Source organism: Psychrobacter glacincola, assembly GCF_904846215.1.
GTDB lineage: Bacteria > Pseudomonadota > Gammaproteobacteria > Pseudomonadales > Moraxellaceae > Psychrobacter > Psychrobacter glacincola.
The window spans coordinates 216,178-239,663 of sequence record NZ_CAJGZK010000002.1 but is presented as its reverse complement, the minus strand read 5'-3'; the positions used below and the strand labels follow the sequence as shown (position 1 = coordinate 239,663).

19 protein-coding genes and 2 tRNA genes are annotated in these 23,486 nt (G+C 44.2%); 14 read left to right on the top strand and 7 right to left on the bottom strand.

The features are described 5' to 3' along the window. Positions 1 to 49: 49 nt before the first annotated feature. From JMW90_RS02105 to adk, 6 genes are all read left to right on the top strand, one after another. Positions 50 to 1,384, top strand: coding sequence for a DUF445 domain-containing protein (locus tag JMW90_RS02105; RefSeq protein ID WP_201561462.1), 1,335 nt, complete (start codon positions 50 to 52; stop codon positions 1,382 to 1,384). A 237-nt stretch (positions 1,385 to 1,621) separates the two neighbouring features. Beyond that, positions 1,622 to 3,667, top strand: a complete 2,046-nt coding sequence (locus JMW90_RS02100) for a heme lyase CcmF/NrfE family subunit (RefSeq protein ID WP_201561461.1) — start codon at positions 1,622 to 1,624, stop codon at positions 3,665 to 3,667. A 1-nt stretch (position 3,668) separates the two neighbouring features. Then, positions 3,669 to 4,319, top strand: coding sequence for a DsbE family thiol:disulfide interchange protein (locus tag JMW90_RS02095; protein WP_201561460.1), 651 nt, complete (start codon positions 3,669 to 3,671; stop codon positions 4,317 to 4,319). Then, a complete protein-coding gene (locus tag JMW90_RS02090) occupies positions 4,316 to 4,882 on the top strand; it encodes a cytochrome c-type biogenesis protein (protein WP_201561459.1) in 567 nt (188 codons plus the stop codon). Before JMW90_RS02095 ends, JMW90_RS02090 begins: the two co-directional genes overlap by 4 nt. Further along, on the top strand, positions 4,879 to 6,159 hold the full coding sequence (gene ccmI / locus JMW90_RS02085) for a c-type cytochrome biogenesis protein CcmI (RefSeq protein ID WP_201561458.1): 1,281 nt from the start codon (positions 4,879 to 4,881) through the stop codon (positions 6,157 to 6,159). The genes JMW90_RS02090 and ccmI overlap by 4 nt, the downstream gene beginning before the upstream one ends. A gap of 222 nt (positions 6,160 to 6,381) precedes the next feature. Next, positions 6,382 to 7,038, top strand: a complete 657-nt coding sequence (adk, locus tag JMW90_RS02080) for an adenylate kinase (protein ID WP_201561488.1) — start codon at positions 6,382 to 6,384, stop codon at positions 7,036 to 7,038. 400 nt (positions 7,039 to 7,438) lie between these two features. On the opposite strand, the gene secB is transcribed toward adk, so the two are convergent. The 4 genes from secB to rsgA form a co-directional block, all read right to left on the bottom strand. Further along, on the bottom strand, positions 7,439 to 7,894 hold the full coding sequence (gene secB / locus JMW90_RS02075) for a protein-export chaperone SecB (RefSeq protein WP_476705294.1): 456 nt from the start codon (positions 7,892 to 7,894) through the stop codon (positions 7,439 to 7,441). A gap of 194 nt (positions 7,895 to 8,088) precedes the next feature. After that, a complete protein-coding gene (grxC, locus tag JMW90_RS02070; protein WP_201561456.1) occupies positions 8,089 to 8,352 on the bottom strand; it encodes a glutaredoxin 3 in 264 nt (87 codons plus the stop codon). Positions 8,353 to 8,643: 291 nt separating this feature from the next. Beyond that, on the bottom strand, positions 8,644 to 9,093 hold the full coding sequence (locus JMW90_RS02065) for a rhodanese-like domain-containing protein (protein ID WP_201561455.1): 450 nt from the start codon (positions 9,091 to 9,093) through the stop codon (positions 8,644 to 8,646). A 146-nt stretch (positions 9,094 to 9,239) separates the two neighbouring features. Then, positions 9,240 to 10,343, bottom strand: a complete 1,104-nt coding sequence (gene rsgA, locus JMW90_RS02060; RefSeq protein ID WP_201561454.1) for a ribosome small subunit-dependent GTPase A — start codon at positions 10,341 to 10,343, stop codon at positions 9,240 to 9,242. 220 nt (positions 10,344 to 10,563) lie between these two features. Here rsgA and orn point away from each other — a divergent pair, with 220 nt between their 5' ends. Next, a complete protein-coding gene (orn, locus tag JMW90_RS02055) occupies positions 10,564 to 11,151 on the top strand; it encodes an oligoribonuclease (protein WP_201561453.1) in 588 nt (195 codons plus the stop codon). 274 nt (positions 11,152 to 11,425) lie between these two features. On the opposite strand, the gene JMW90_RS02050 is transcribed toward orn, so the two are convergent. The 3 genes from JMW90_RS02050 to JMW90_RS02040 form a co-directional block, all read right to left on the bottom strand. After that, positions 11,426 to 11,905, bottom strand: coding sequence for a hemerythrin domain-containing protein (locus tag JMW90_RS02050; protein WP_201561452.1), 480 nt, complete (start codon positions 11,903 to 11,905; stop codon positions 11,426 to 11,428). A gap of 509 nt (positions 11,906 to 12,414) precedes the next feature. Continuing rightward, a tRNA-Asp gene (locus tag JMW90_RS02045) sits at positions 12,415 to 12,491 on the bottom strand. A gap of 54 nt (positions 12,492 to 12,545) precedes the next feature. After that, positions 12,546 to 12,621: transfer RNA gene (locus JMW90_RS02040), tRNA-Val, on the bottom strand. 281 nt (positions 12,622 to 12,902) lie between these two features. Between JMW90_RS02040 and JMW90_RS02035 the strand changes: the two genes are divergently transcribed. From JMW90_RS02035 to JMW90_RS02005, 7 genes are all read left to right on the top strand, one after another. Continuing rightward, on the top strand, positions 12,903 to 14,546 hold the full coding sequence (locus JMW90_RS02035; protein WP_201561451.1) for a cardiolipin synthase: 1,644 nt from the start codon (positions 12,903 to 12,905) through the stop codon (positions 14,544 to 14,546). Positions 14,547 to 14,648: 102 nt separating this feature from the next. Beyond that, positions 14,649 to 16,190, top strand: a complete 1,542-nt coding sequence (locus JMW90_RS02030) for a tetratricopeptide repeat protein (protein ID WP_201561450.1) — start codon at positions 14,649 to 14,651, stop codon at positions 16,188 to 16,190. 122 nt (positions 16,191 to 16,312) lie between these two features. After that, a complete protein-coding gene (locus JMW90_RS02025) occupies positions 16,313 to 17,908 on the top strand; it encodes a 3-deoxy-D-manno-octulosonic acid transferase (RefSeq protein ID WP_201561449.1) in 1,596 nt (531 codons plus the stop codon). A 20-nt stretch (positions 17,909 to 17,928) separates the two neighbouring features. Further along, on the top strand, positions 17,929 to 18,678 hold the full coding sequence (locus tag JMW90_RS02020; protein WP_201561448.1) for a 16S rRNA (uracil(1498)-N(3))-methyltransferase: 750 nt from the start codon (positions 17,929 to 17,931) through the stop codon (positions 18,676 to 18,678). 393 nt (positions 18,679 to 19,071) lie between these two features. Beyond that, positions 19,072 to 20,196, top strand: a complete 1,125-nt coding sequence (locus JMW90_RS02015) for an extracellular solute-binding protein (protein WP_201561447.1) — start codon at positions 19,072 to 19,074, stop codon at positions 20,194 to 20,196. Positions 20,197 to 20,265: 69 nt separating this feature from the next. Further along, positions 20,266 to 21,951: an ABC transporter permease gene (locus tag JMW90_RS02010; protein ID WP_201561446.1), complete on the top strand. Its 1,686-nt coding sequence runs from the start codon at positions 20,266 to 20,268 to the stop codon at positions 21,949 to 21,951. A gap of 158 nt (positions 21,952 to 22,109) precedes the next feature. Next, positions 22,110 to 23,456, top strand: coding sequence for an ABC transporter ATP-binding protein (locus JMW90_RS02005; protein WP_379607496.1), 1,347 nt, complete (start codon positions 22,110 to 22,112; stop codon positions 23,454 to 23,456). The last annotated feature ends 30 nt before the right edge of the window (positions 23,457 to 23,486 follow it).

Genomic DNA, 23,486 nt, shown 5'->3' with positions numbered 1-23,486 from the left:
TAAGGATATTTGCTCAACATCGATCATCACGGCAAGGATATAAACAGTCATGGATGTAACTTCATTGTGGCAAACAATCGCTGAGCACCCTGAATTTTTTGCCATGCTGACCATTCCGCCGGTGACAGCATTTGTGACGTGGATTCATGTGTGGATGGCGCTCAAGATGCTGTTTTACCCGATTAAGTTTCGCGGTATACGCATCGCTAACTTCCCGTTTTTTGGGCTACCAGGTCTTGGCTGGCAAGGTATTGTGCCAAGAAAAGCGGGTAAGATATCTGGCGTGATTGTTGACCAGACCTTATCGAAACTTGGCTCGCTTGATGAGTTTTTTCAGGCGATGGAGCCAGATCAGATGGCGCTGTTCATCACTGATGCAGTCGATAAAAACCTTGAAGACTTGATTGATGAAATTATGCTCGATCACTCGCCCGCACTGTGGGGCAATTTGCCTTATGCCCTTAAGCGCCGTGTCTATGCCCAAGCGCACCAAGAGCTGCCAAGTATTATGCAATCCTTGGTGACTGACTTGACCTATCATGTCGAAGATTTGGTCGATATGCGCAAGATGATTGTCAACAAGATGGAAAGTGATCGTCGTTTGATGGTCAATATGTTCTTAAAAGTTGGACAAAAAGAAATCAATTTTATTTGGCATATCAGTGCCTTGATCGGGCTGATTTTTGGTGTTATCCAAATGTTTATATTCTTGGTGGTGCCGCAACATTGGACAGTGCCGTTTTTTGCCGCTATTTGGGGCTTTCTCACCAACTGGATTGCGATTTGGATGGTGTTTAATCCCGTAGAGCCGCATTATATTCGTTACTTGAAGTTCTTTGCCCTACAGAGAAGTTTTCCTTTTATCAAACCACAATTACCGCATGTTGCTCGATATCGATTCCAAGGTGGCTTTATGAAGCGCCAAGAGGAAGTTTCTGAAGTTTTTGCTGAGATTGTGGTCAAAGATTTGGTGACACTTGAGAACATCATGAATGAGATGATGTATGGTGACCGCGCTATCGAAACGCGTGAGTTGATGAAGTCGCATCTGTATAAAGTATTAGAGTCACCAGTGATTAATACCACTTTAAGATTGGGGCTGGGTCGCCGCGAGTTTGGGCAATTAAAAAATACCATCATTGATAAATCTATTGTTGCAACGATGGTGCCACTACGTGATCCTGATCTCAATGAAAGCCGTGCCAGTAAGATATTTGGGCTATTTCGTGACCGTATTCGCGCCCTGTCACCTGATGAGTTCCAAAACTTATTACGTCCGGCTTTCCGTGAAGATGAAATGACGCTGATTGTACTTGGCGGCTTGACTGGATTTTTAGCAGGTTGGCTACATCTGGTCTTAGTGTTTTTCCCCGCCATGCAGTGATCAGCAGTTTTTCATGCTCTTTATACACATCAAATACAGAGTGGATACAGAAACGTGACAAGTTGACGCTAATGTACCATGTTGTAAGCGTCTTAAGCTGCAACGGCTTATGGCGCTATTCAGATAATAACCGCTGACACTACCAACAGTAATAAGTACTGGATACTTTCGATTATCCTGCAATACCAATCCCTAAAATAAACAATGACCGTATTAAGGTAAACAAGGTTAGACCGTATGTTAATCACAGAATTGGGTTATTTTGCCGTGCTAGCCGCCTTTATGTTGGCGATTTTGCAGGTAGTATTACCAACGATAGGCGTTATGCGTGACCATGTTGCTTGGCAGCGTTTGGCACCGAGCTTGGCATGGGCGCAATTTGCCGCCATGATTACCTCGTTTGGCGCATTGATGGCAGGCTTTTATTTTAATGATTTTAGCCTTGTCTATGTGTCACAGCACTCGAATACCTTGCTGCCTTGGTATTATAAGTTATCAGCGACGTGGGGCGGGCATGAAGGCTCGCTACTGCTATGGATGACTATCATGGCAACGTGGTGTGCCTTGGTCTCATACTTTAGTCGCGGTTTGCCATTGTCAATGCGCGCGCGTGTGTTGGTGATATTGGCTGGCGTGCAAATGATGATGCTAGCGATGCTCATCTTTACCTCGTCACCGTTTGACCGCACTCTGCCAAATTTGCCCGTTGATGGCGCTGACTTAAACCCTGTCTTACAAGATTTTGGTTTGATTATCCATCCGCCGATGCTCTATATGGGCTATGTCGGTATGGTCGTACCATTTGCATTTTGTATGGCAGCACTGTGGGAAGGTCGTTTGGATGCGGTATGGACACGCTGGTCACGTCCATGGGCACTCGCAGCATGGGGTTTCTTAACCATTGGTATTGCATTAGGTTCGTGGTGGGCGTATTACGAGCTTGGTTGGGGTGGTTGGTGGTTTTGGGATCCAGTAGAAAATGCTTCGCTATTGCCTTGGCTCGCAGGTTTGGCATTGCTACATTCGCTTGCAGTTACTGAAAAGCGTGGTGTCTTTAAAGCGTGGACGATTATGTTGGCCATTTTTGCCTTTGCATTAAGCTTACTTGGAACATTCTTAGTACGCTCTGGGGTTATTACCTCGGTGCATTCCTTTGCCGCTGATCCCACGCGTGGTTTAGTAATTTTAGCGATTCTTGGCATTATTGTGGGTGGTGGTTTATTGATGTTCGCTGTGCGTGGCTGGCGTCTGACGATTGAGAGTCAGTATCAGCTGATTTCACGTGAGTCGTTTTTAGTCATTAACAATGTCATCATTTTGATTGCGACCTTGGTGGTATTACTTGGTACGCTCTATCCTATCATTGCCGACGCTTTTAATTTAGGTCAGGTATCCGTAGGTTCTCCATATTTTAATGCGCTGTTTGTGCCACTGACTTGGCTATTGATGATAGCAATGGGCATGGGCTCCAATATCCGCTGGAAACAAGATAGCCGTCCACTGTTGGGCATTGGTATGGTCATTGCGGCAAGTAGCCTTGTTTTAGCTGCAGTCATTGCCTATTTTGTTAGCCCATCTGCCATGCTCAATATTGGCGTGACGCTAGCGGTGAGCTTTTGGGTATTGTTCTGGATGGTGGTTGATTTTAAAGACAAAACCAAAAACGCCCCAAGCTTATTCAAGGGCTTAGCTAAGCTCCGTTTAAGCTACTGGGGTCAGCAGACCGCTCACATCGGCGTTATTATAGCGGTCATCGGTGTGGCCTTTACCAGTACTTTAAGTATTGAGCGCGATGTGGCATTAAGAATTGGCGAAACGGTTAATGTCCAAGGTTATGACTTTAAATTAACGGATTTAAGAGAGACTAGAAGCAGTAACTTTGATGCAACGCAAGCCGAGGTCACAGTAACTAAGAAGGGCAAGGAAGTAACGATACTTCATCCTGAAAAACGGACTTACATTATCAGTACGATGCCGACGACTGAGGCGGCAATTGATGCCAACCTCATGCGTGATTTGTATGTCGCACTCGGTGAACCTATCGCTGAGGGTAGCAATCAATGGGCAGTACGTATTTATGTGAAGCCATTGATTCGCTGGATATGGCTCGGCGCTATTATTATGGCCTTGGGTGGTCTATTGAGTATGCTTGATAGGCGCTATCGTATCAAAACAACCAAGACCCCTGCTAAAATTGCAGCGAGTAAGTCAGGTTTTGCGACCGTTACTGACTTAGATGGCAACAATGTGACAGATGCCACGGCAATAATAGGGGAGAAATAAGATGACTCAATTAGAGAAGTCTCCTCAAAAAGGTACTGATAAAAAAGGCAATCAAACGATGAAAAAAAGCCAAATCAGAATATGGTTTTTGATTCCGTTGATCATCTTTTCCGCTTTTATAGTCATGCTGTATTTCCGTTTAGGTCAGCCGACCGAAATCGTAACCAATACCGCTCTTGAGCGTCCGGTGCCCGCTTTTGAGTTGCCGTTATTGTCCGATACCAGTCGTATTATGACCAATGACAACCTGCCAGATCAGCCGTTTTTGATGAATATTTGGGGCTCTTGGTGCCCAACTTGTATCATTGAGCATCCTTTTTTAATGCAGTTAGAGGAACGTGGCGTCAATCTGGTGGGCGTTAATTATAAAGATGATATTGGCGACGCCCTCGGTTATTTAAACCGTGGCGGAGACCCTTTTTCGATGTCTATCCAAGACTTATCTGGTCAGTTTGCCTTAGATTTGGGTTTGACCGGTGCACCTGAAACCTTTGTGGTCGATGGTGAAGGTATTATTCGTCAGCACATTGTCGGTGAGATTAATGAGAGTAATTGGCAAAGCCGTATCACGCCCTGTCTGATGGTGCTTAATGAAGCTGATAAGAGCAATGTCAGCCCTGATCCTGACCAAGTTAAGGAGGCGTGCAAATGATTATGATGCCATTAAAATCTATCATGAAAAATTTGGCAAGTTTCATCATCGCTTGCTTGGTTAGTGTGCTTAGTATCAATGCTTATGCCGCCATTGACGTCTACGACTTTGACTCAGTGCAGCAAGAAGCCCAGTACCGTGGTCTTATCGAAGAGCTGCGCTGCCCAAAATGTCAAAACCAAAACTTGGCAGGTTCTGATGCGCCTATTGCTCAGGACTTAAAGCAAAAAACTTATGACATGATTAAAGAAGGTCGTAGTGATGGTGAGATTCGCGCCTATATGCAGGAGCGTTACGGTGACTTTATTACTTATAAGCCACCTGTACGTCCTTCCACTTGGATATTATGGTTCTTCCCGCCATTATTATTAATTGCATTAATTGCTGGCTGGTTTTGGCAAAGTAAGCGCAGTCAGCGTATTGCCCGTGGTCAAAGCGGCATCATGGTAGACAGCGCTGCTGCATTATCAGCAGCAGAAAAAGCGGAACTTGATCGTTTGCTATCACGAGCTGATCGCAATACAACAGATCATGACATCACAAGCATAGAGGACAAAAAATGACCCTATTTTCTACTTTTGGCTTATTTATTGCCCTAAGCTTATTGATTGCGCTGATACTGGCAGTTATCGTTATCACGCCTTGGCTACGAGCCTCACGCTTACGAGAAAATCCCGTCGACAATCAGCTGTTAGATATCAATATTGGTGTATTTCGTGAGCGTTTGACAGAATTACAATCGGACAAAGACAACGGCACGATTGATGACGCCCATTATCAAAATCAAAAGATTGAGCTTGAGCGTCAGCTATTAGATGCTCAGCGTGAAGTTGCCCCTATGGTCGCGCCGGGTATCAAGAGTCGTTTGATTATCCTGGTATGGGTGCCTGTGCTTGCCGCATTGGCTTATTTCTTGGTCGGTGATCGTACACCCGTATTTGATTTATGGGCTGCAGAAGACAAAGTTGCCCAAGTGGCAGATGACTTACTGACCGGCAAGATTGACCAGCCGCCAGCTTGGGCGATTGAAGATGGCACTCAATTGATCAGTGCGATGCAGACCAACGTCTATCGTCATGCTGATGATCCTGATCGCTGGATGCGTTTATCAGAGCTGTTCTTATCGTTGGAAGCCACCGACTCAGCGATTGAAGCTTTATCTCGTGCTTATCGTCTGTCGCCTGACAACGAAGAGATTGCAACCACCTATGCGCAGATTAGCTTTTTTGCTAATAAAGGTCAGCTCGATGCTAATAGTCGCCGTGTGCTGCAAGATGTTCTTGCCAAAAATCCGCAGCATGAAGGGGCACAGATGCTGATGGCAATGGGCGAGGCGCGTGGTAATAACTTTGAGCAGGCGCAAGGTTGGATTAAGCGTCTACGTAAGAATATTGCTGCCAAACCCGGTGATCATAGCCAAGCACTAAGCAGTCTTGATGAGCTGAGTGCCAATGTCACAGCACAAGAGCAACAAGCTGCGCAAGGTATTGAAGTTACTGTCTCTATTGATGGCTCATTATTGCCGCTAGTGAAAGCTGAAGATGTGTTGTTTGTCGCGATACGTGATGTTAAAGGTGGTCCGCCATTCGCCGCTAAGCGTTTACCGATTAGCGTTATTAAGCAAGGCGAAGCAACTGTTAGTCTAAGTGATTTAGATGCCATGATGCCAGAGCGCACATTAAAATCTGCGCGTGATGAAAAAGTTCAATTAGCAGTGATTGCTCGTATTAGTCATAGTGGTACTGCCATTGCTGAGTCGGGCGATTTGTCAGGCAATCCTGTGGTGATTAGCGCAGACCAAAATCAGGTCAATGTTGAGATCAATCAACAAGTTCCTTAATGACGACATATCAAAATATCAGCAGGTAATAAATGGGCGCCATTGTCTTTTCTGTGGCGTGCAAGCTTATCCCATGAACAGATAAGTCATCGTAACTTGCCGCATCAAGACTAAAAATACTTGAGCTTTTGAAAGGCACAAGGTAAGGTAAGCTCTGAAAATCACCAATCCCTAAGTTTTACTAGTCCCAAAATCCTATTTATTAAGGAGAGTCGTGTAATGATGCGTATTATTTTGCTAGGTCCACCAGGCGCCGGAAAAGGTACCCAAGCTCAGTTTATTTCTAAAGAATATGATATTCCACAGATCTCAACTGGTGATATGCTGCGTGCAGCAATCAAAGAAGGCAGTGAGCTTGGCAAACAAGCCAAAGACGTGATGAACGCTGGTGGTTTGGTTTCTGATGATCTGATCATTAACCTCGTGCAAGAACGCATCGCTAAGCCTGATTGTGTCAACGGCTGTATTTTAGATGGTTTTCCGCGTACCATTCCACAAGCGCAAGCGCTTGCAGATGCCAACGTGACGATTGATCATGTGATTGAAATCAGTGTACCTGATGATGAAATCGTCAAGCGCTTATCAGGTCGTCGCCAACATGCAGGTTCTGGTCGTGTGTATCATATTGATCACAATCCACCAAAGGTCGATGGCATCGATGATGTGACTGGCGAACCGCTTATCCAGCGTGAAGACGATAAAGAATCGACCATTCGCGAGCGTTTAGCCACTTATCATGAGCAAACATCGACCCTAGTTGGCTTTTATCAAGACAAAGCGGCTGAGGGCGGCGATGCGCCTAAGTATGATAAGTTTGATGGTACGCAAGGGATTGATGATGTGAAGCAGCAAATATTCTCTGCCCTAAAAGGGGTGTGATTTTGGCTGATATTGTTATTGAAAGCTAAGTTATGCAAAGCGAATATCAAATAGCGCCATCAAAAAACCCTGCTTATCGGCAGGGTTTTTTGTTAGGGTTGATAATGACTCTGTGGGCTAATATTTGTGATGAGCTAATATGGTTAAAATATCTCAAAAACGCTACAGTGCTGCTAGTATAAATTTTTTGTAGCCTCTGTCTGCATAGGCACAGCAAGCAAGAAAAATTAATATCAGCAGTACTTGATGTATCGAGATTACTTTTCTCTGACTATACTTGTGGGCTATGACCAGCCAAGTCATAAATCTATCATATATAACAGCTAAAATAACAGTAAAAAAGCCGGCTATCCTAAAAGATAGACGGCTTTTTTATTTGCATGTTTTGACACGCTAAGACTTATGCATTACCTTCAGCATCAACTTGCGCTTGTTGCTGACTTTGTGCATAAGCTTGATCAAAGTTCACTGGTGCAAGTAATAACTGCGGGAAGCTACCACGCGTTACGATGTCGCTGATGACTTCACGAGCATACGGGAACAAAACGTTCGGGCAGTAAGCGCCGAGGATTTGACCGATTTGGTCTTCTGGGATGTCTTTTAATAAGAAGATACCGGCTTGATGAACTTCGGCAATAAATGCTGCTTCTTCAGCGTTTTTCGCAGTGACACTAACCGTTAATACAACTTGATAGTGATCATCGTCTAGTTTTTCGGCATTGCTAGATAAATTAATATCAAGCTCAGGGTTCCACTCTTTGGTGAATACGCCTGCGCCTGGGACTTCAAGTGACATGTCTTTAACATAAATGCGTTCTAGCGCCAATTGTGGTTGTGCTTGTTCTTCAGCCATGATAATTCCTCTAAAAGTTAATCAAATGATTGGGCAAACTGTTATTGTAGTAAAGTTTAATAAAACACTATTGTAATATAATTCGAGACAAAAGCCTGATATTTTTTAGCAAAGCCCTTTAGAGCTGTCTTCATCCTTACTTATATAAATGACGCTCATAGATTAGTAAAATAGATAAAGACAGCCGCTATAGCAAATTAACCCGCTAATAGCTCGTCAAGTTTACCTTGTTGGTTCATTTGATTGAGCTCATCAAAACCACCGATAAAGGTCTCACCAACGAAGATTTGTGGCACGGTGCGATAGTTATTGGTCTTTTGCATTAGAGCACGGCGATCATCGCTGCTCATATCGTGCATGCCAATCTCTTCATAATCAACGCCTTTAGATTTCAGCAGTTGCTTAGCGTTTGAGCAGTATGGGCAGATTGGGGTGGTATAAACTTTAACAGGTACGGTCATGGTAAATCCTTATTTATCAGTGTATAGAGCAATCGTTATCGGATAGGTTATAGGATGGAAAGCAGTATTATAAAATCTACTTATAAAGGCTGCAATCAAGTAAATCATAAGCCTATATTCTACTATGCTCACTATAAAGTGGGGATGGGCACTATAAATTCAAGCCAAATACATACAAAAGCGTTATCAGTATCACAAATGCCACATAAAAAAGACACCTTATAAAGAGGTGTCTTTTTTATGCGCTATCGATAGATAGCAAGTCATGGTTTAATAAAGCGCGCTATCAAACTACTTATGCAAGCTTGGTTTTGCTTTGACTTTAGGCTTAGCATCTTTTAGTCCAACAAGTGGCATCCCAGCAGCTTGCCAGCCGCCAACACCACCTTCTAAGCGATAGACGTTTTCTTTAGCAATCATCTGAATGGCAGCACCTGCTTGCACGCCCATATCGCAGATAATAATCACTGGCTGTTCAATCGCATGAATTTCCTCAATGCGGTCTTTGAGCTCAGTAAATGGTATATTGCGACTGCCTTGGATATAACCGGTGACAAACTTCTTTTTGGCACGGATATCGATAAGCTGCGCATTTTGCGAGTTCACCATCATACCAAGGGTATTGGGTGAAATCTTTTTACCGCTACGTTTGTTTTCAATAGCAAAAAATAGCACGGCTAGCACGGCTAATATACCAAATAAAAACGGGTGGTTGCCCACAAATTCCAGCGCACGATCCAAACCATACCTCCAAAAAATAAGTGTTCTATTACGCTGAGAAGACAGCCTAATGGATTGAACAAGGCGCTATTATACCGATTAGCCTAGCCATAGTAAACGTGTGATGGTCATCATCGTCGTTAACGATGGATAAGTCGTCATATGGCTCAATAAGGTTTGGTATCCGCCTCTTCTCTTAGCGTCACAAGGTTTTCAACGCGGCGCTGTAATACTTTGCCATCAGCAACTGCCTCCCACAACGCGCAGCCTTTACTATTATGAGTATGGCGACAGTCGCGGAACTGGCAGTCACCAGATAATGGCGCAAGCTCAACAAAGCCTGATATGATGTCATCAGGCGTCAAATGCCAAATACCATACTCACGTATACCAGGGGTATCGACGATGCCACCTTGGGTCAAATCATCGGGATTAAAGGGCAATAAGCGACTGGTGGTGGTGGTATGTTGACCAAGTTTTGAGTTATCAGAGATGATATTGACGCTTTGTGCTGATTCAGGTAGTAGCGCATTGATTAAGCTGCTTTTGCCCACACCAGATTGACCCGCAAAAATCACCAACTTTTTATCTATGTAGCGCTTCAACTCATCAAGTCCTTCTTGCTCATCGCTATCGGCGACATTTTCGGGGCAATCGACTGAGGTCAAAACGCTCTCATAACCGAGCGAAGCATATTGTGCCAATAATTTACTGGTATCGACGCCGTTTTCTTTTGCCAATAAATCGGCTTTATTGAGCACCAGTAGGGGCTTGACCCCTGCATGATGACAAACGACCAAATAGCGATCAATAAGTGTCGGCGCGGCAGCAGGCAGTGGCGCAAATACGATAGCAAGAATATCGACATTGGCGGCGACAGGCTTAAGCTTATGATAACGGTCAGGACGTGAGACAAGTGAGGTACGTGGTTTGACCGATTCGATACGTCCAAAGCCTGTATTAGAATCAGCGCTCCAGCGTACTTGATCGCCCGCCGCTAACATCGGCAAGTTGGTACGCACATGGCAGCGCCAAATATCACCCAATGCCATGGTTTGCCAAAATGGCTCAGGATCATCAGGCGCAATGTCAGGCTGCACCGGCATCACTACTGGCAAACTGGTCACTTGTACCTCCAGCTGCTTGCCATAATGTGCCATGACCACGCCATCCATCAAACTGTCATCGATGCTGTCTTGACTTAACAGCTGCTGCTTGTCGATGCGACGAATCTGCTGTTTAGTCAGTTTGCGTTGCCGGATTAATGCCATGGGTTTGTGACCTATTAAAAAAATATTGCTCAGTGTAGCGTGAAAGTTTGCTAACATACAGCCTAAAGCGCTGACGCTTAGCAGAGATTTTGTAATGTTTTGGTGTTTACAAATCAATAGCTGCCAGTGATTGTTGTTTAAGTACAAGCATTTATAGGCGACTTATTTTACTAACAGTGCTGTTAACTTGTCTCAAACTTTATTGACCATAGGATATTTTATGACCACCGGCGACCATCCCAATAAAATTAAAATCAAAAACCAAGGCAAAAAAGGGCTGGTATGGATTGACCTAGAAATGACCGGACTTGATACCTCAAACGACGAGATCATCGAGATAGCCACCGTTGTCACCGATGAAGATTTGAACATCCTTGCTGAAGGACCTGTCTTCGCGATTAAAGTCTCCGATCAAAAGTTAAACGGTATGGATGACTGGAATACCAAGCAGCATGGGCAATCAGGGCTGGTTGACCGTGTGCGCCGTAGTACGGTGACCTTGGCTGAGGCGGAAGCTGAAACCATTAAGTTTTTGAATAAATGGGTCGACAGTGGTAAGTCGCCAATGTGCGGCAACTCAATCTGCCAAGACCGCCGCTTTATGGCGCGTCAAATGCCAGAATTAGAAAGATTCTTCCATTATCGTAATCTTGATGTGTCGTCTATCAAAGAGCTGTGCTTCCGCTGGCGTCCTGATATTCTTAAAAACTTTGAAAAAGGCGGCAGTCATTTAGCGTTAGATGATATTCGTGATTCAATTCGTGAGCTAAAACATTATCGCCAGCATTTCTTTAAGTTGATATCTTAGAATATAAGCTAACCTGTAGCATGATAAGAAAAAAGTCTTCAAACGAATCTAGCGCCATTATTGGGCTGGTTTGTCTGAGGACTTTTTTTGAATCACTTAAAAGTAAGATGTTATCAACGTTTTATCTTATAGTCAGAGAAAAGTAATATCGATACATCAAGTACTGCTGGTATTAATTTTTCTTGCTTGCTGTGCCTATGCAGACAGAGGCTGCAAAAAATTTATACCAGCAGCACTGTAGCGTTTTTGAGATATTTTAACTATATTATTGCAGTCAGCGATTTTCATCGGCACGCTTAATACTGTCTGGACTTGCTGTATAAACAGCGTCCAGTTCTGCTTCTGTTAGATATTTCTCTACCATTGGGTATAACTCTCGCTCTTCAAAACGAATATGGTCGTATAAAAGCGTGCCTAATGCTTGAACTTGCGCCGCAGTTACCTCTTTATCGATAGATTTCTGTGAACGCTCGGTTTCATCTATCAATTTATAGAGCTGCTGATGCTGACCATCAAGCGTATCAAGTACCGAGGCAACGTCAGAGTGCGAGGCGCGGTAAGGCGCTAAAGCATGGGCGATTAAGGTGTCTTCAATCTCAAAGTGAGCTTTCATATCGCTTATATAAGAGGTGAGATGATGCCAATGCTTGGCAATCTCTGCAGATTCATCAGTACATTCTTTAGCATGGCGAGATAAGTTAAGCCCAAGGTGATGCTGGCGAGATAAAGGCTGTAATTGATTGGTACGTTTCATAATAAAGACCCTTAATGATTCAATAAATTATACTTTATTCATTATTTGTCACGGTACAGTATGCTCAATATCCACTCATTCCGTATTTGCCTGAGGCAGCCATATGAGCACAGGTGGGCATTTGATCTTATTATTGGTTAGCCGACTCCAAACACTGTCCTCATGAATAGGGTTGACGATTGACCGGTATAAAAATTATTTTGGCGACATACAACATAACATTTTCTTTAATGAACATTCATCAAATCATGAGTATGTCATGTAAACGGATAAGGATGGTCACCATTTGGTCACCGAGTATTGAAATGGTGACGCTAACAATGAAGATGGGTTGCTATCAAAGACAGATAAGAGAAGAGGGTAAGGCGTCAGTCAGTTTTGAGGTGATAATGATTTATCAGTAATAATTATTTATAAATCAATAACTTGTATAAATACACAGACACAAAAAAACCTCAAATATAAATACTTGAGGTTGAAACTTTTGTATTAAAACTAAGTTTTAAATATGGCGCAGCGGACGGGACTCGAACCCGCGACCCCCGGCGTGACAGGCCGGTATTCTAACCAACTGAACTACCGCTGCTTAGGTCATCTTTAACGTTTCACCTGTATGAAGAGGTCCACTTCGCTAAAATAGTGGTGGGTGATGACGGATTCGAACCGCCGACATTCTGCGTGTAAGGCAGACGCTCTACCAACTGAGCTAATCACCCTTCGAACAATTGCAGTGCAATTTATTCAACATCAACCGAGCTCTAAGTTTGTCACTAAGCTCTGCTGCTGTGGGAGTGTATTATATAGATTTACCTAAGGCTGTCAAATACTATTTCACATTTTTTATAAAATGAGTGCTAAACGGGGGTTTGAGAGTATGGTTAGGTGATGTGACAGTCCCTATAGCAACTACCTATTTAACTAATAGTTATCTGTTGCGCGGCGGATAAAAGCCTCTATACTTGATGGGTGATATTTGATTATAGTGTGCTATTAAAGGTTGGAGGCGAAAACAATAGAAGCTTTATCTACTACTGAGCAGCAAGTGGCAGCATGGTCATGGACTGACTTTGCTGGGCTTGGTCTGATGTTTCATATTATTCTTATGATTGTGATGACTTTGCGCATTGTCTCGGTGCAGCGCAATATTGGGGTGGCAATCGCATGGATAGCGGTTTTGTTTACTTTGCCAATTTTTGGCCTGATTGCTTATGTGCTGGTCGGTGAGCCGATGATTGGTCGACGTTATCGTCAGCGCATGGATCAGGCGAGGCTATTGATGAATGAGATGGCGCAGCGAGAGCGCTTGGTGTTTGATGAAGGTCAAGAGGTGTTGCCGACCCATTACCGCGGCGTTAGCCAGATTGGTACGCGCTGGACAGGGTTTGGGGTGTTCTCAGACCATGACATGCAGCTACTAACGCACGTTAATATTATCTTTAAACGTCTGATTGACGACATCAATGCTGCTCAGCGCACTATTTTGATGGAGTTTTATATTATGTACCCCAAGGGGCAAGTGCTTGATGTCATAGAGGCGTTGATGGCAGCCGCTCAGCGCGGCATTGAATGTCATATTCTGATTGATAGTGTGGGGAGTTTTAGCTTTTTTAACAGTAACGCCCATCGAAAATTAGAAAAAGCAGGCGTTTTTGTCCATCAGTCATTGCCAGTAGGGCTGTTTAAAACCTTGTTCAAGCGCTCAGATTTGCGTAATCATCGCAAAATCGTGGTTATTGATGAGTATATTGGTTATATCGGTAGCTTTAATTTGGTTGACCCTAAGTTTTTTAAGCAGAATAAAGACGTCGGTGAATGGATTGATGTGGCGATACGCAGTGTCAGCGATAATAACATTAGCATTGCGACGGCAATGGCAAAAGTAGTGGTGACCGATATTGGCGCTGAAAATAGTGACAATCTAGACGCGCTGCATCAACGAGTCAATAGCTATACGCGTAAGCTGTATGTGCGCAATCCGACGATTAACGATCTTAATAGTCGCATCAAAGTATTGGATGACGCGCCAGAGAATACAGAATTGCCTTGTACTGGAGCGATGTCGACCGTGATTGCGCAAATGCCGGTGGTAAAAGGCGTGGTCGCACAGCTGATTCCTTCAGCGCCGCAAGTGACTGCCCATGTTATCTATAGTACCTTAGTGACGGCTTTACATCGCGCCAACCACTGTATTTGTATCACAACGCCATACTTTGTGCCGGACGAAGCCTTATCAAGTGCACTGGTAACGGCAGCCAAGCGCGGCGTCAAAGTCACGCTGATTATCCCCGAAAAGGTCGATTCGTTTTTGGTTCAGCATGCCTCGCAAGCGTATTATCAAGAGCTATTAGAGGCGGGCGTGACCATTGCTTTGTTTAAAGGCGGTCTGTTACATGCCAAAACGGTGGTTATTGATGATGATTATTGTCTGTTTGGTACTGTCAATATCGATATGCGCAGTTTTTATTTGAACATGGAAGTCAGTTTGGCAATTTATACGCCTGAAATGGTCGCCCAAGTTGCCGCTTGCCAAGAGTCGTATTTACAAAGCTGTCGTTTTTTGGGCTTGGATGAGTGGCAACAGCGACATAAGGCTGAGCGATTGTTTGATAATGTGATACGCTTATTCAGTCCATTATTGTAGCACTGCATATTTTAAGCTAAGGTAAGCACTATATTTTGTATGACTGCCTCTCGCTCATGGCCTCTATGATTGATTTACTTTTTTAAAGGATACGCGCTTCTTATGTCTGCATCGCCCTTAACGCCCCTTGATTATATTGCAGCAGGTTATTGGCAAGATTTTTTGGCAAGGCGTGCTGTGGCAGGCGGTATTGCTTATGAAGTAGATTTGCATCACTGTAGCTTGGATGAATCGCTAGCAAGCTTGCAGCGTATAGATACGTTACTGTCTCAGATACGCCGTAATATGGTCAAAGCAGGCATTTGGGATGAAGTAACGTTATTAAAAGACGAACGCTATCGTAATTTTATGGTGTTTTTGGCGTTTTATGCTGGTAGGGTATTGGCGCAGCAATGGCAACAATCGCCAAGGTGGTTTGGTCAATTTGAGCTAGATGCCCGCTATCCTGAGTTAGTACTGACGACAGACGACTTTTATCAGCATATGGCGATGTTTTATGTCGCTGATACTGATGTGAATACTGATGTTAATACTGATGTTAATACTGAAAATAGCAGTGATAAAGGTACTATGCCGCTTTTCTTTGCTTTAGAACCGATAGGGGTGCGTCTGTTTGGTCATATCGACCGCGCGTTTAAATCGGCGCAAGGTATTCAAGTCGCTAGCGGCTTATACCAAGCGGTCAGTGCCAGATTACCAAAAGCGGTGAATCATCAGCCTCATCTGATTGATGCGACCATAGCCGATAAACCAAACACCCAAACAGCAAATGAAAAGGCATTTATTGAGAAAGTAAGCCCTGAAAATAGCAGCACATCCCTTTATTCGAATAGTAAGTCGTCCATAGAGATGGCGACAAATCAACTTTCAGATGACAAGGTGGGTAATGTATCGTCTATAGCAGCTACTACAATTACATCAATGCCATTAGCAAAAGATATAGAAATAACCAACGCAGCGGTAGCGCCCATAGCAGCGGCAACATTTATACTAGAACCAGTAAAGACCACGCCAGTCGCAAAAAATTCGCCAACGCCAGAGATGTTTAGCCAATTATTAACAGAGCTACATGAGATAGAAGTCACACAGACTACTGGCAAGACTGAATATAAGCAGGCTTGTAAAGTTTTAGACCAGTTTGAGCGTCATATTGCAAAGCAAGAAAAACCCCGTCAGCAAGTTGTCTTTTCAGAGGCGCATCTGCAAGCAAAGCAGCAAGCCTTGTTGGGATTAGAAGACGCTGCCAATGCAGGAAACAGCGCTGCAATGTTGCGCTTAGCAATGTATGAGTTGCTTGGCGAAGGTCTGATAGCAAACGAAGGCGCGGATAAAGGGGTTGGGATAGCAGCCGGGGTTGAATGGGTGAAACAAGCAGCGAGCAAAAATGACAGTCGAGCCCAGCGTTTAATGAGTAAAATGTATTATCAAGGCGTAGGGGTGACTCAAGACCTTGAGATCGGCAAATATTGGCTCGAGCAAGCCGCAGAAAACGGTCACATAGAAGCAGCAAGCTTGGTCAGTCAGTGGCAACAAGCGCAGGTGTTAATCAACAGCCAAAAGCAAGAGCAGCATAGTCTTAAGCGCTATCAGCTACTGTTTGCAGTGATTATCGTGATAGCCTTACTCATCATTATTCTGGTCTAAAAAACGATGACTCATATTTCTGAATTTAAAAGCGTATTGTTCAGCAATAAATTCAGGTAGAATTGGTGCGTTTTTTATGCGCGACTCCTATTATCTGCTCCATTAATTATCTGGGCTTTTGCATGCCATCTTCTGACATCTCAAAAAATCCTTCCAATAATGCCTTGCCTATGCAAAGCCGGACAGCTTATAAACCGCCTGTATATTATCAAGTGGGCATAGGCGTATTAAAGCCGCTATATCGGCTGCAAGTATGGCGCCGCTCACATAGGCGTGATAATTATCAGCAAGAAGTTGAGCAGCGTTTTGGTAAACGTTATCCTGCGCCTCCTGTAGCGACAAACACTTGTATGCCAGATGCGACTTTACATAGCAGCATCCATGCTAATAATCAAAACCACACCATCTGGTGCCATGCGGTCTCGCTAGGGGAAACCAATACCGTTGCGCCATTATTGGATGCACTATTGGCTCGTGGTTATCGGATATGGCTGACCAATACTACCCAGACTGGTTTTGCGCGTGGTGCCAGTCGATTTGCAGAAGAGATTGCGCAAGGTCGATTGAGTCACAGCTATGTGCCGGTTGACAGTCCGGCGGTGATTGAGCGCTTTTTGACTCATGTGCAACCTGTTGCTGCCCTGTTTGTAGAAACAGAGCTATGGGCAAACATCTTAACCAAATTGTCTGAGCATCATATTCCAAGTGTCTTGGTCAATGGACGACTGTCAGCAGCATCCTTTAAAAGCTATCAAAAGATTGGTGCCGTCAGTACCAGTATGATGAAAAATCTCAGCTTAATCATTGCGCAGGATAATGACTCCGCCAAACGCTTTCGCCAATTGGGCGCACATAGTGCTCAAATCCGCGTGGCAGGCTCACTAAAATGGGTCATCAATACGCCTAAATTGTCTAATATGCATGAGGCAGATGATGAAAAGGCGATTGATGTTGATACTGAAAATAGCGAGCAGCCAGAGTTAGTAGAAAAAACGAGTGTGACGGCAAGTGATTTGGGCAGGAGTAATCGCCCAATTTGGGTGGCAGCTAGCACTCACAGTGGTGAAGAGAATACGGTTCTGTCATGGCAGCAGCAATTACTGTCAAACCCTGCATTGTCCGAGGTGCTACTTATTATCGTCCCACGTCATCCAGAGCGTTTTGATGAAGTAGCAGCGCTGATTCAAAATTCAGGCTTGAGTATGGCACGGCGTAGTGCAGCAGAGGCCATTGATAGCAATACCCAAGTTTATCTGGCGGACAGTATGGGTGAGTTGATGAATTGGTACGCCCTTGCCGATGTGGCGTTGGTGGGCGGCTCATTGGTCAATGTTGGTGGGCATAATCCGGTTGAGCCAGCAAGTGTGGCGACACCGGTGTTAATGGGTATTCACACTCAATCTTGCCAAAGCGTCGTGGATAAATTGGCAAGCGTCGGGGCGTTATATCAGCCAAACAACCCTTTTTATCAGGCGATTGATAGTGTTGAGCAAGAGAATGAAAACCCACAATCTGTCGATGATAAGACGCTGATTTATCAACAACTAAAATATTGGCTGAGTCATTTAGTAGCGGCTAAACAGGCAGGACAAACGGGCGCGCAGATGACTGAGCAGCAGCAGGCCGTATTGGGTCGTCAGTTATCGATGATTGAAAAGGTTATCGAGCAGTATGCTATGCAAAACAATATTCAAGATGTTAGCCAAGATTTAAACTAAGATTTAAAATAAGAGCCACTATGAACTGTATCTTATTACCAGCTGCAAACTTTTCTAATGAATCTGCACACATCAATGAAGCCAAGCAAGTTGAGCACATCAGTCAAGTATTGGCGGCAAAAGTAGGCGATACCCTAAAAATAGGGCAGTTAAAAGGTAATCTTGGCAGCGCAATCATTGCTGATATAACGCCTGAGCGTATTGAGTTATGTGAGGTAAAGTTAACGATAGCACCGCCACCTAAGCTTAACCTAACGGTAGTGCTGGCATTACCGCGCCCAAAAGTATTGCGCCGCCTGATGATGGACATGACCGCGCTTGGCGTCCGCGATATCATTTTGATTAATAGTTATCGTACACAAAAAAGCTACTGGCAAAGCCCGATGCTCGGTCGCCTTGATGAGTTTGTATTAGAAGGGCTGCAACAAGGCGTTGATACGGTCGCGCCGCGTATCAGCTTGCAAAAACGTTTTAAACCTTTTGTTGAAGACGAATTGGCGCAGTTAATCACCAATCGGGCTATTATCGCGCACCCTTATGCTGAATTATCGTTTTCACAATATGTGCAAAAACAACTAGAAAACTCTGAACCACCTCACAGCTCAGTATTGCCAAGCATGGTATTTATCGGTGCAGAAGGCGGCTGGATTGATTATGAAGTTGAGCTGCTCATAAAGCAAGGCTGCCAAGCGGTGCATATAGGTCCACGTATATTGCGCACAGAGGCGGCGGTCAATGCTATTTTGGGGCAATGGCTACTATATCAGTGAAAAGTAATATCGACACATTATGTACTGCTGGTATCAATTTTTCTTGCTTACTGTGCCCATGCAGACAGAGGCTGCATGGGCACAGCAGTAGCGTAGCGTTTTTAGAGTATTTTGACTATATATGACTGATGTAAAACTTAATTAAAAAATACGGCAAAACTCAGCGCTATAAAACAAAAAATCGCTTAAAAACTACTTTAAAAGCTGCCCTCTACACACCATAAATCAGCGATTATTGATGCTAATAGCGGTGCCAAATAAATGTATTGATAATTAATCTCATTTCCATTAGTATATGTCTTTCCAGACATTAGGGTCTTTTTAGTCCTATCAATCCATGATTTTTAATGTCGTTTTATCCTACCTATCCGTCGCGCTATTATGGGGAAAGCCATGTCATTGAATGTGATCAGTGCAAATTTAACTTCTACTAAGCTTACTTTACCAGTTGCCGTATTTGGCATGATGTTGGTCCTTGCCGGCTGTAGTAAGCCATCGACGCCAGAAGAAACTGTTGATGCCGAAACGACTGCGCCAAGCACTGAGCAAGAAGTAGCAAAAGAAGAAGCGACTACCGCTGATGGACAGACAGTGACTATCTACTCATCACGTAACGAGCAGCTAATCAAACCATTGTTGGATCGTTATACTGAACAGACGGGTGTGAAGGTTGAGCTGGTTACAGACAAAGATGGTCCACTGATGGCGCGTCTGCAAGCTGAAGGTAAAAATACCCCAGCCGATATGCTTTTGACCGTTGATGCAGGTAACTTATGGCAAGCAGCAGAGCAAGGTTTACTGCAACCTGTTGCTTCTAGCGTTTTGGAAGCAAATGTACCGGCTAAGTATCGTGACCCAGAAGGTCGTTGGACAGGTTTGTCATTACGTGCTCGTACGATTTTTTATGACCCAAGTAAAGTGAGCGCTGATCAGTTATCAACGTATGCAGATTTGGCAGATCCAAAATGGAAAGGCAAATTGTGTCTACGTAGCTCGAAAAAGGTTTATAACCAGTCATTGGTTGCGAGCATGATGGAGCATTTGGGTGCTGAAAAAACAGAAGCGGTCATCCGTGGTTGGGTTGATAACTTAGCTACTGACGTTTTCAGTGATGATACCAACCTACTAGAAGCGATCGCTGCTGGTCAGTGTGAAGTGGGTATTGCCAATAGCTACTACTATGGTCGCCTGCTTGATGAAAAGCCTGATTTCCCAGTAAAAATATTTTGGGCAAATCAAGGTACCACAGGCACGCACGTTAATATCTCAGGTGCTGGCGTAGTAACCGGTTCAGACAATGCAGAGGGTGCATTGAAGTTGATGGAATGGTTGTCCTCTGATGACGCACAAGGTCTTTATGCCAGTGCTGATAAAGAATTCCCAGTAAAAGTTGGGATTGATGAGTCAGAGATGCTTAGATCTTGGGGTCAGTTCAAACCAGATGATATCAATGTACAGAAATTTGGTGAATTACAAACCCAAGCCATTCAAATGATGGACAAAGCAGGCTATAAATAAAAGTCTGCCAATAATTTAATCTGTCAGTTATTTAATAGAGTTATGATGCGTATGACACGGTAACAACTTATGATAACAATGCCAGAATCGTCTGCAAGTCAGAACCATACTGTCAATGAAAGCAATGAGACAGGCAATACGAGTAAATCCATTCGCCAAGACCATGCTACCCGTAAACGTGTCATCTCGAAATCAGTCTTAGGACTGATTTCGTTGTTTATGCTAGTACCGATTTTAATTGTGTTATTGTCATGGACACAGCCAGTTGCTGATATCTGGGGGCACATGCGTGAGTATGTATTGCCACAAGTCCTCAAAAATACAGCTATTTTATTATTAATGGTCACAGTAATTTCTGGTACGATTGGCACGGTATTAGCGTGGGTCACCAGCATGTACCGCTTCCCTGGACAGCGGTTTTTTTCGTGGGCACTGATGTTGCCACTGGCGATGCCAGCTTATGTGTTGGCATTTGTCACAGTCGGTATCGTTGATTTTAGTGGTCCACTACAAACGGCGTTAAGAGAGTTTGGTGTTACGGCTGCCATCCCATCAGTACGCAATGTCTGGGGTGCAGGACTGATATTGTCATTGGCGTTTTATCCGTATGTGTACTTGCTAGCCCGCCAAGCCTTTTTATCTCAAGGTAGGCGAGCGATTGAAGCTGGGCAGATGCTCGGCTTAAGTCGTGGTCGAGTGTTTTTTCGCTTGGCATTACCGCAAGCATTGCCTTGGGTCATCGGTGGTTTGCTACTGGCAAGTATGGAGACGCTAGCAGACTTCGGCGCGGTGTCAGTGTTTAATGTCGATACCTTTACTACTGCTATTTATAAAGCATGGTTTGGTTTTTTTAGTTTAACGACAGCAGCGCAGTTGGCAGCGCTATTAATTGGCGTCGTCTTTATCGTTGTTTTGTTTGAGCAATATTGGCAAGCAAAACGAGGTAATACCATCACACAAGGTAGTAGCCAGCGTTTTGAAGCCAGTAATCCTGCTAAGCTTGCTATGACGCTGCTTTGTACGCTAGTATTCTTAATCGCCTTTTTGATACCGTTTGCACAGCTTATCTATTGGACGGCGGCAAATTTTCAGCAAGATTTTGATGAACGTTACATCGATTTTGTCACCAATAGCCTCATGATTGCCAGTATGACCACCGCGTTTATTGCTTTTTTAGCGATTATAATTGCGTGGATCAAGCGTCAATATCCTGATAAATCTACTAAGCTTATGACCACCTTAGCCAATTTGGGCTATGTGGTGCCAGGTACGGTATTGGCAGTTGGTATCTTTATTCCGATTGCGTGGCTGGATAATCAGCTGATTGCTTTTGGTGTGACCTCCAAGCAGTTTTTATCGGGTAGTGTGATTGTGATGCTACTTGCTCTGTCGACGCGTTTTATGACGGTGAGCTTTCAGCCGGTAGATCGTCAGCTTCAGCGCTTGACTGTCAATCAAGAAGCGGCTGCTAAACTGCTCAGTGACAGCCCTTATCAGCGCTGGCGACAAGTGATGTTGCCCGTATTGAGCCCTGGTGTGCTAACGGGGTTGTTGATGGGTTTTGTCGAAGTGATGAAAGAGATGCCGATTACCTTGATGACGCGGCGTCAAGGCTGGGATACGCTGGCGGTGCGGGTATTTGAGATGACCAGTGAAGGCATGTGGGCTCGCGCTGCATTACCAAGTTTGTTGATTGTGCTGGTCGGTCTTATTCCTGTTTGGATATTGCTGCGTCAAAGTGATAAGCAAGGCTAAGGTATTTTTCTGAATTGAGTTTTCCTTGATTAAAAGCGTGTTTTTAAATTGCCAACTGATTTCAATTATTATTTTTCACGATTTTAGCGTTTTCAATATTTTTATGATGGATTTTCTTCACTAATAGCTGACTGGTACCGTCTATGTATACTGACTTGATGAACGATTCAATAAATCCAGTAGACTCTAAGCCCGTAAAGGCTCAAAGCAAAGCACGACAGCGTCATGTGGAAAAACCGCCCATTACCATCATTACCAAGGCACAAATGGCGCAAGCTTTAGCGGATAGAGAGTTACAACAAAGGGCACTTGGTTCAGACAGCTCATCCAGTCAATATAATGAAACCACTGCCATACAGCCGTATTTTAGTGTACAAGACCTGATAGTTGGTTATGACGATACCATAGTAGTTGATGGCTTATCGCTAGATTTGCAGCAAGGTGAGATTGGCTGCTTTTTGGGCTATAGCGGCTGCGGTAAGACCACCGCACTAAGGGCCATTGCAGGGTTAGAGGAGAGTCGTAGCGGCAAAATCAGCTTAAACAATCAGCGTTTAACAGAGCAAGCGGCGCGTGTCTCATTTGCCGTTGCACCTGCCAAGCGCGGCATGGGGATGGTATTTCAAGACTATGCGCTGTTTGGGCATTTAAGTGTGGCAAAAAACATCGCCTTTGGTCTGAATAAATGGTCGGCTGCCGACAAAAAAGCCCGTGTTGCAGAGATGCTAGCGCTTGTTGAGTTGTCTGAACATGCCGATAAGCGTCCAAGTGAGCTATCCGGTGGGCAACAACAGCGGGTGGCGCTGGCTCGTGCATTAGCGCCAAAGCCGAAACTATTGCTGCTCGATGAGCCGTTTTCAAATTTGGATGTGGTACTCCGTGAATCACTGGCAATGAATGTTCGTGATATTCTTAAACGTACCAATACCACTGCAATTTTGGTCACTCATGATCAAAACGAAGCATTTGCGCTTGCTGATAAAGTTGGGGTTATGCATAAAGGCAAACTGGTACAGTGGGCAACCCCAAGTGAGCTATATCATGAGCCGATTAGCCCATTCGTCGCTGAATTCGTCGGCGAAGGGACGATGATAGACGGTATCATCAAAGAAGGTCATGTCGAGACGGCGCTTGGCGATATTTATCGGCGGATGGAAGTCTATGATGCGTCCGGTCAGCCGCAGTATTGTGAGTATGATTATCCGAATGGTACGCCGATTAAAGTATTGGTGCGTCCCGACGATATTATCCATGATGATGACAGTACGCAGACCGCCTTAGTGATCGGTCGGGTATTTCGCGGTGCCAACTACCTCTATCGCTTGCAACTAGATGATGGTCAAACCGTATTGTCCTTAGTCGCCAGTCATCATAATCATGAAATCGGCACGCAAATCGGTATATTACCGATACTAGAGCATGTCGTGGTATTTGATGAAAAAGACATCAATGCCACGACTTGGTCAGAATATGATAGAGCAGAGAGGATTGAAGAAATACGATAGCGTTTATCACAAGTGGTTTTTAACCGTTCG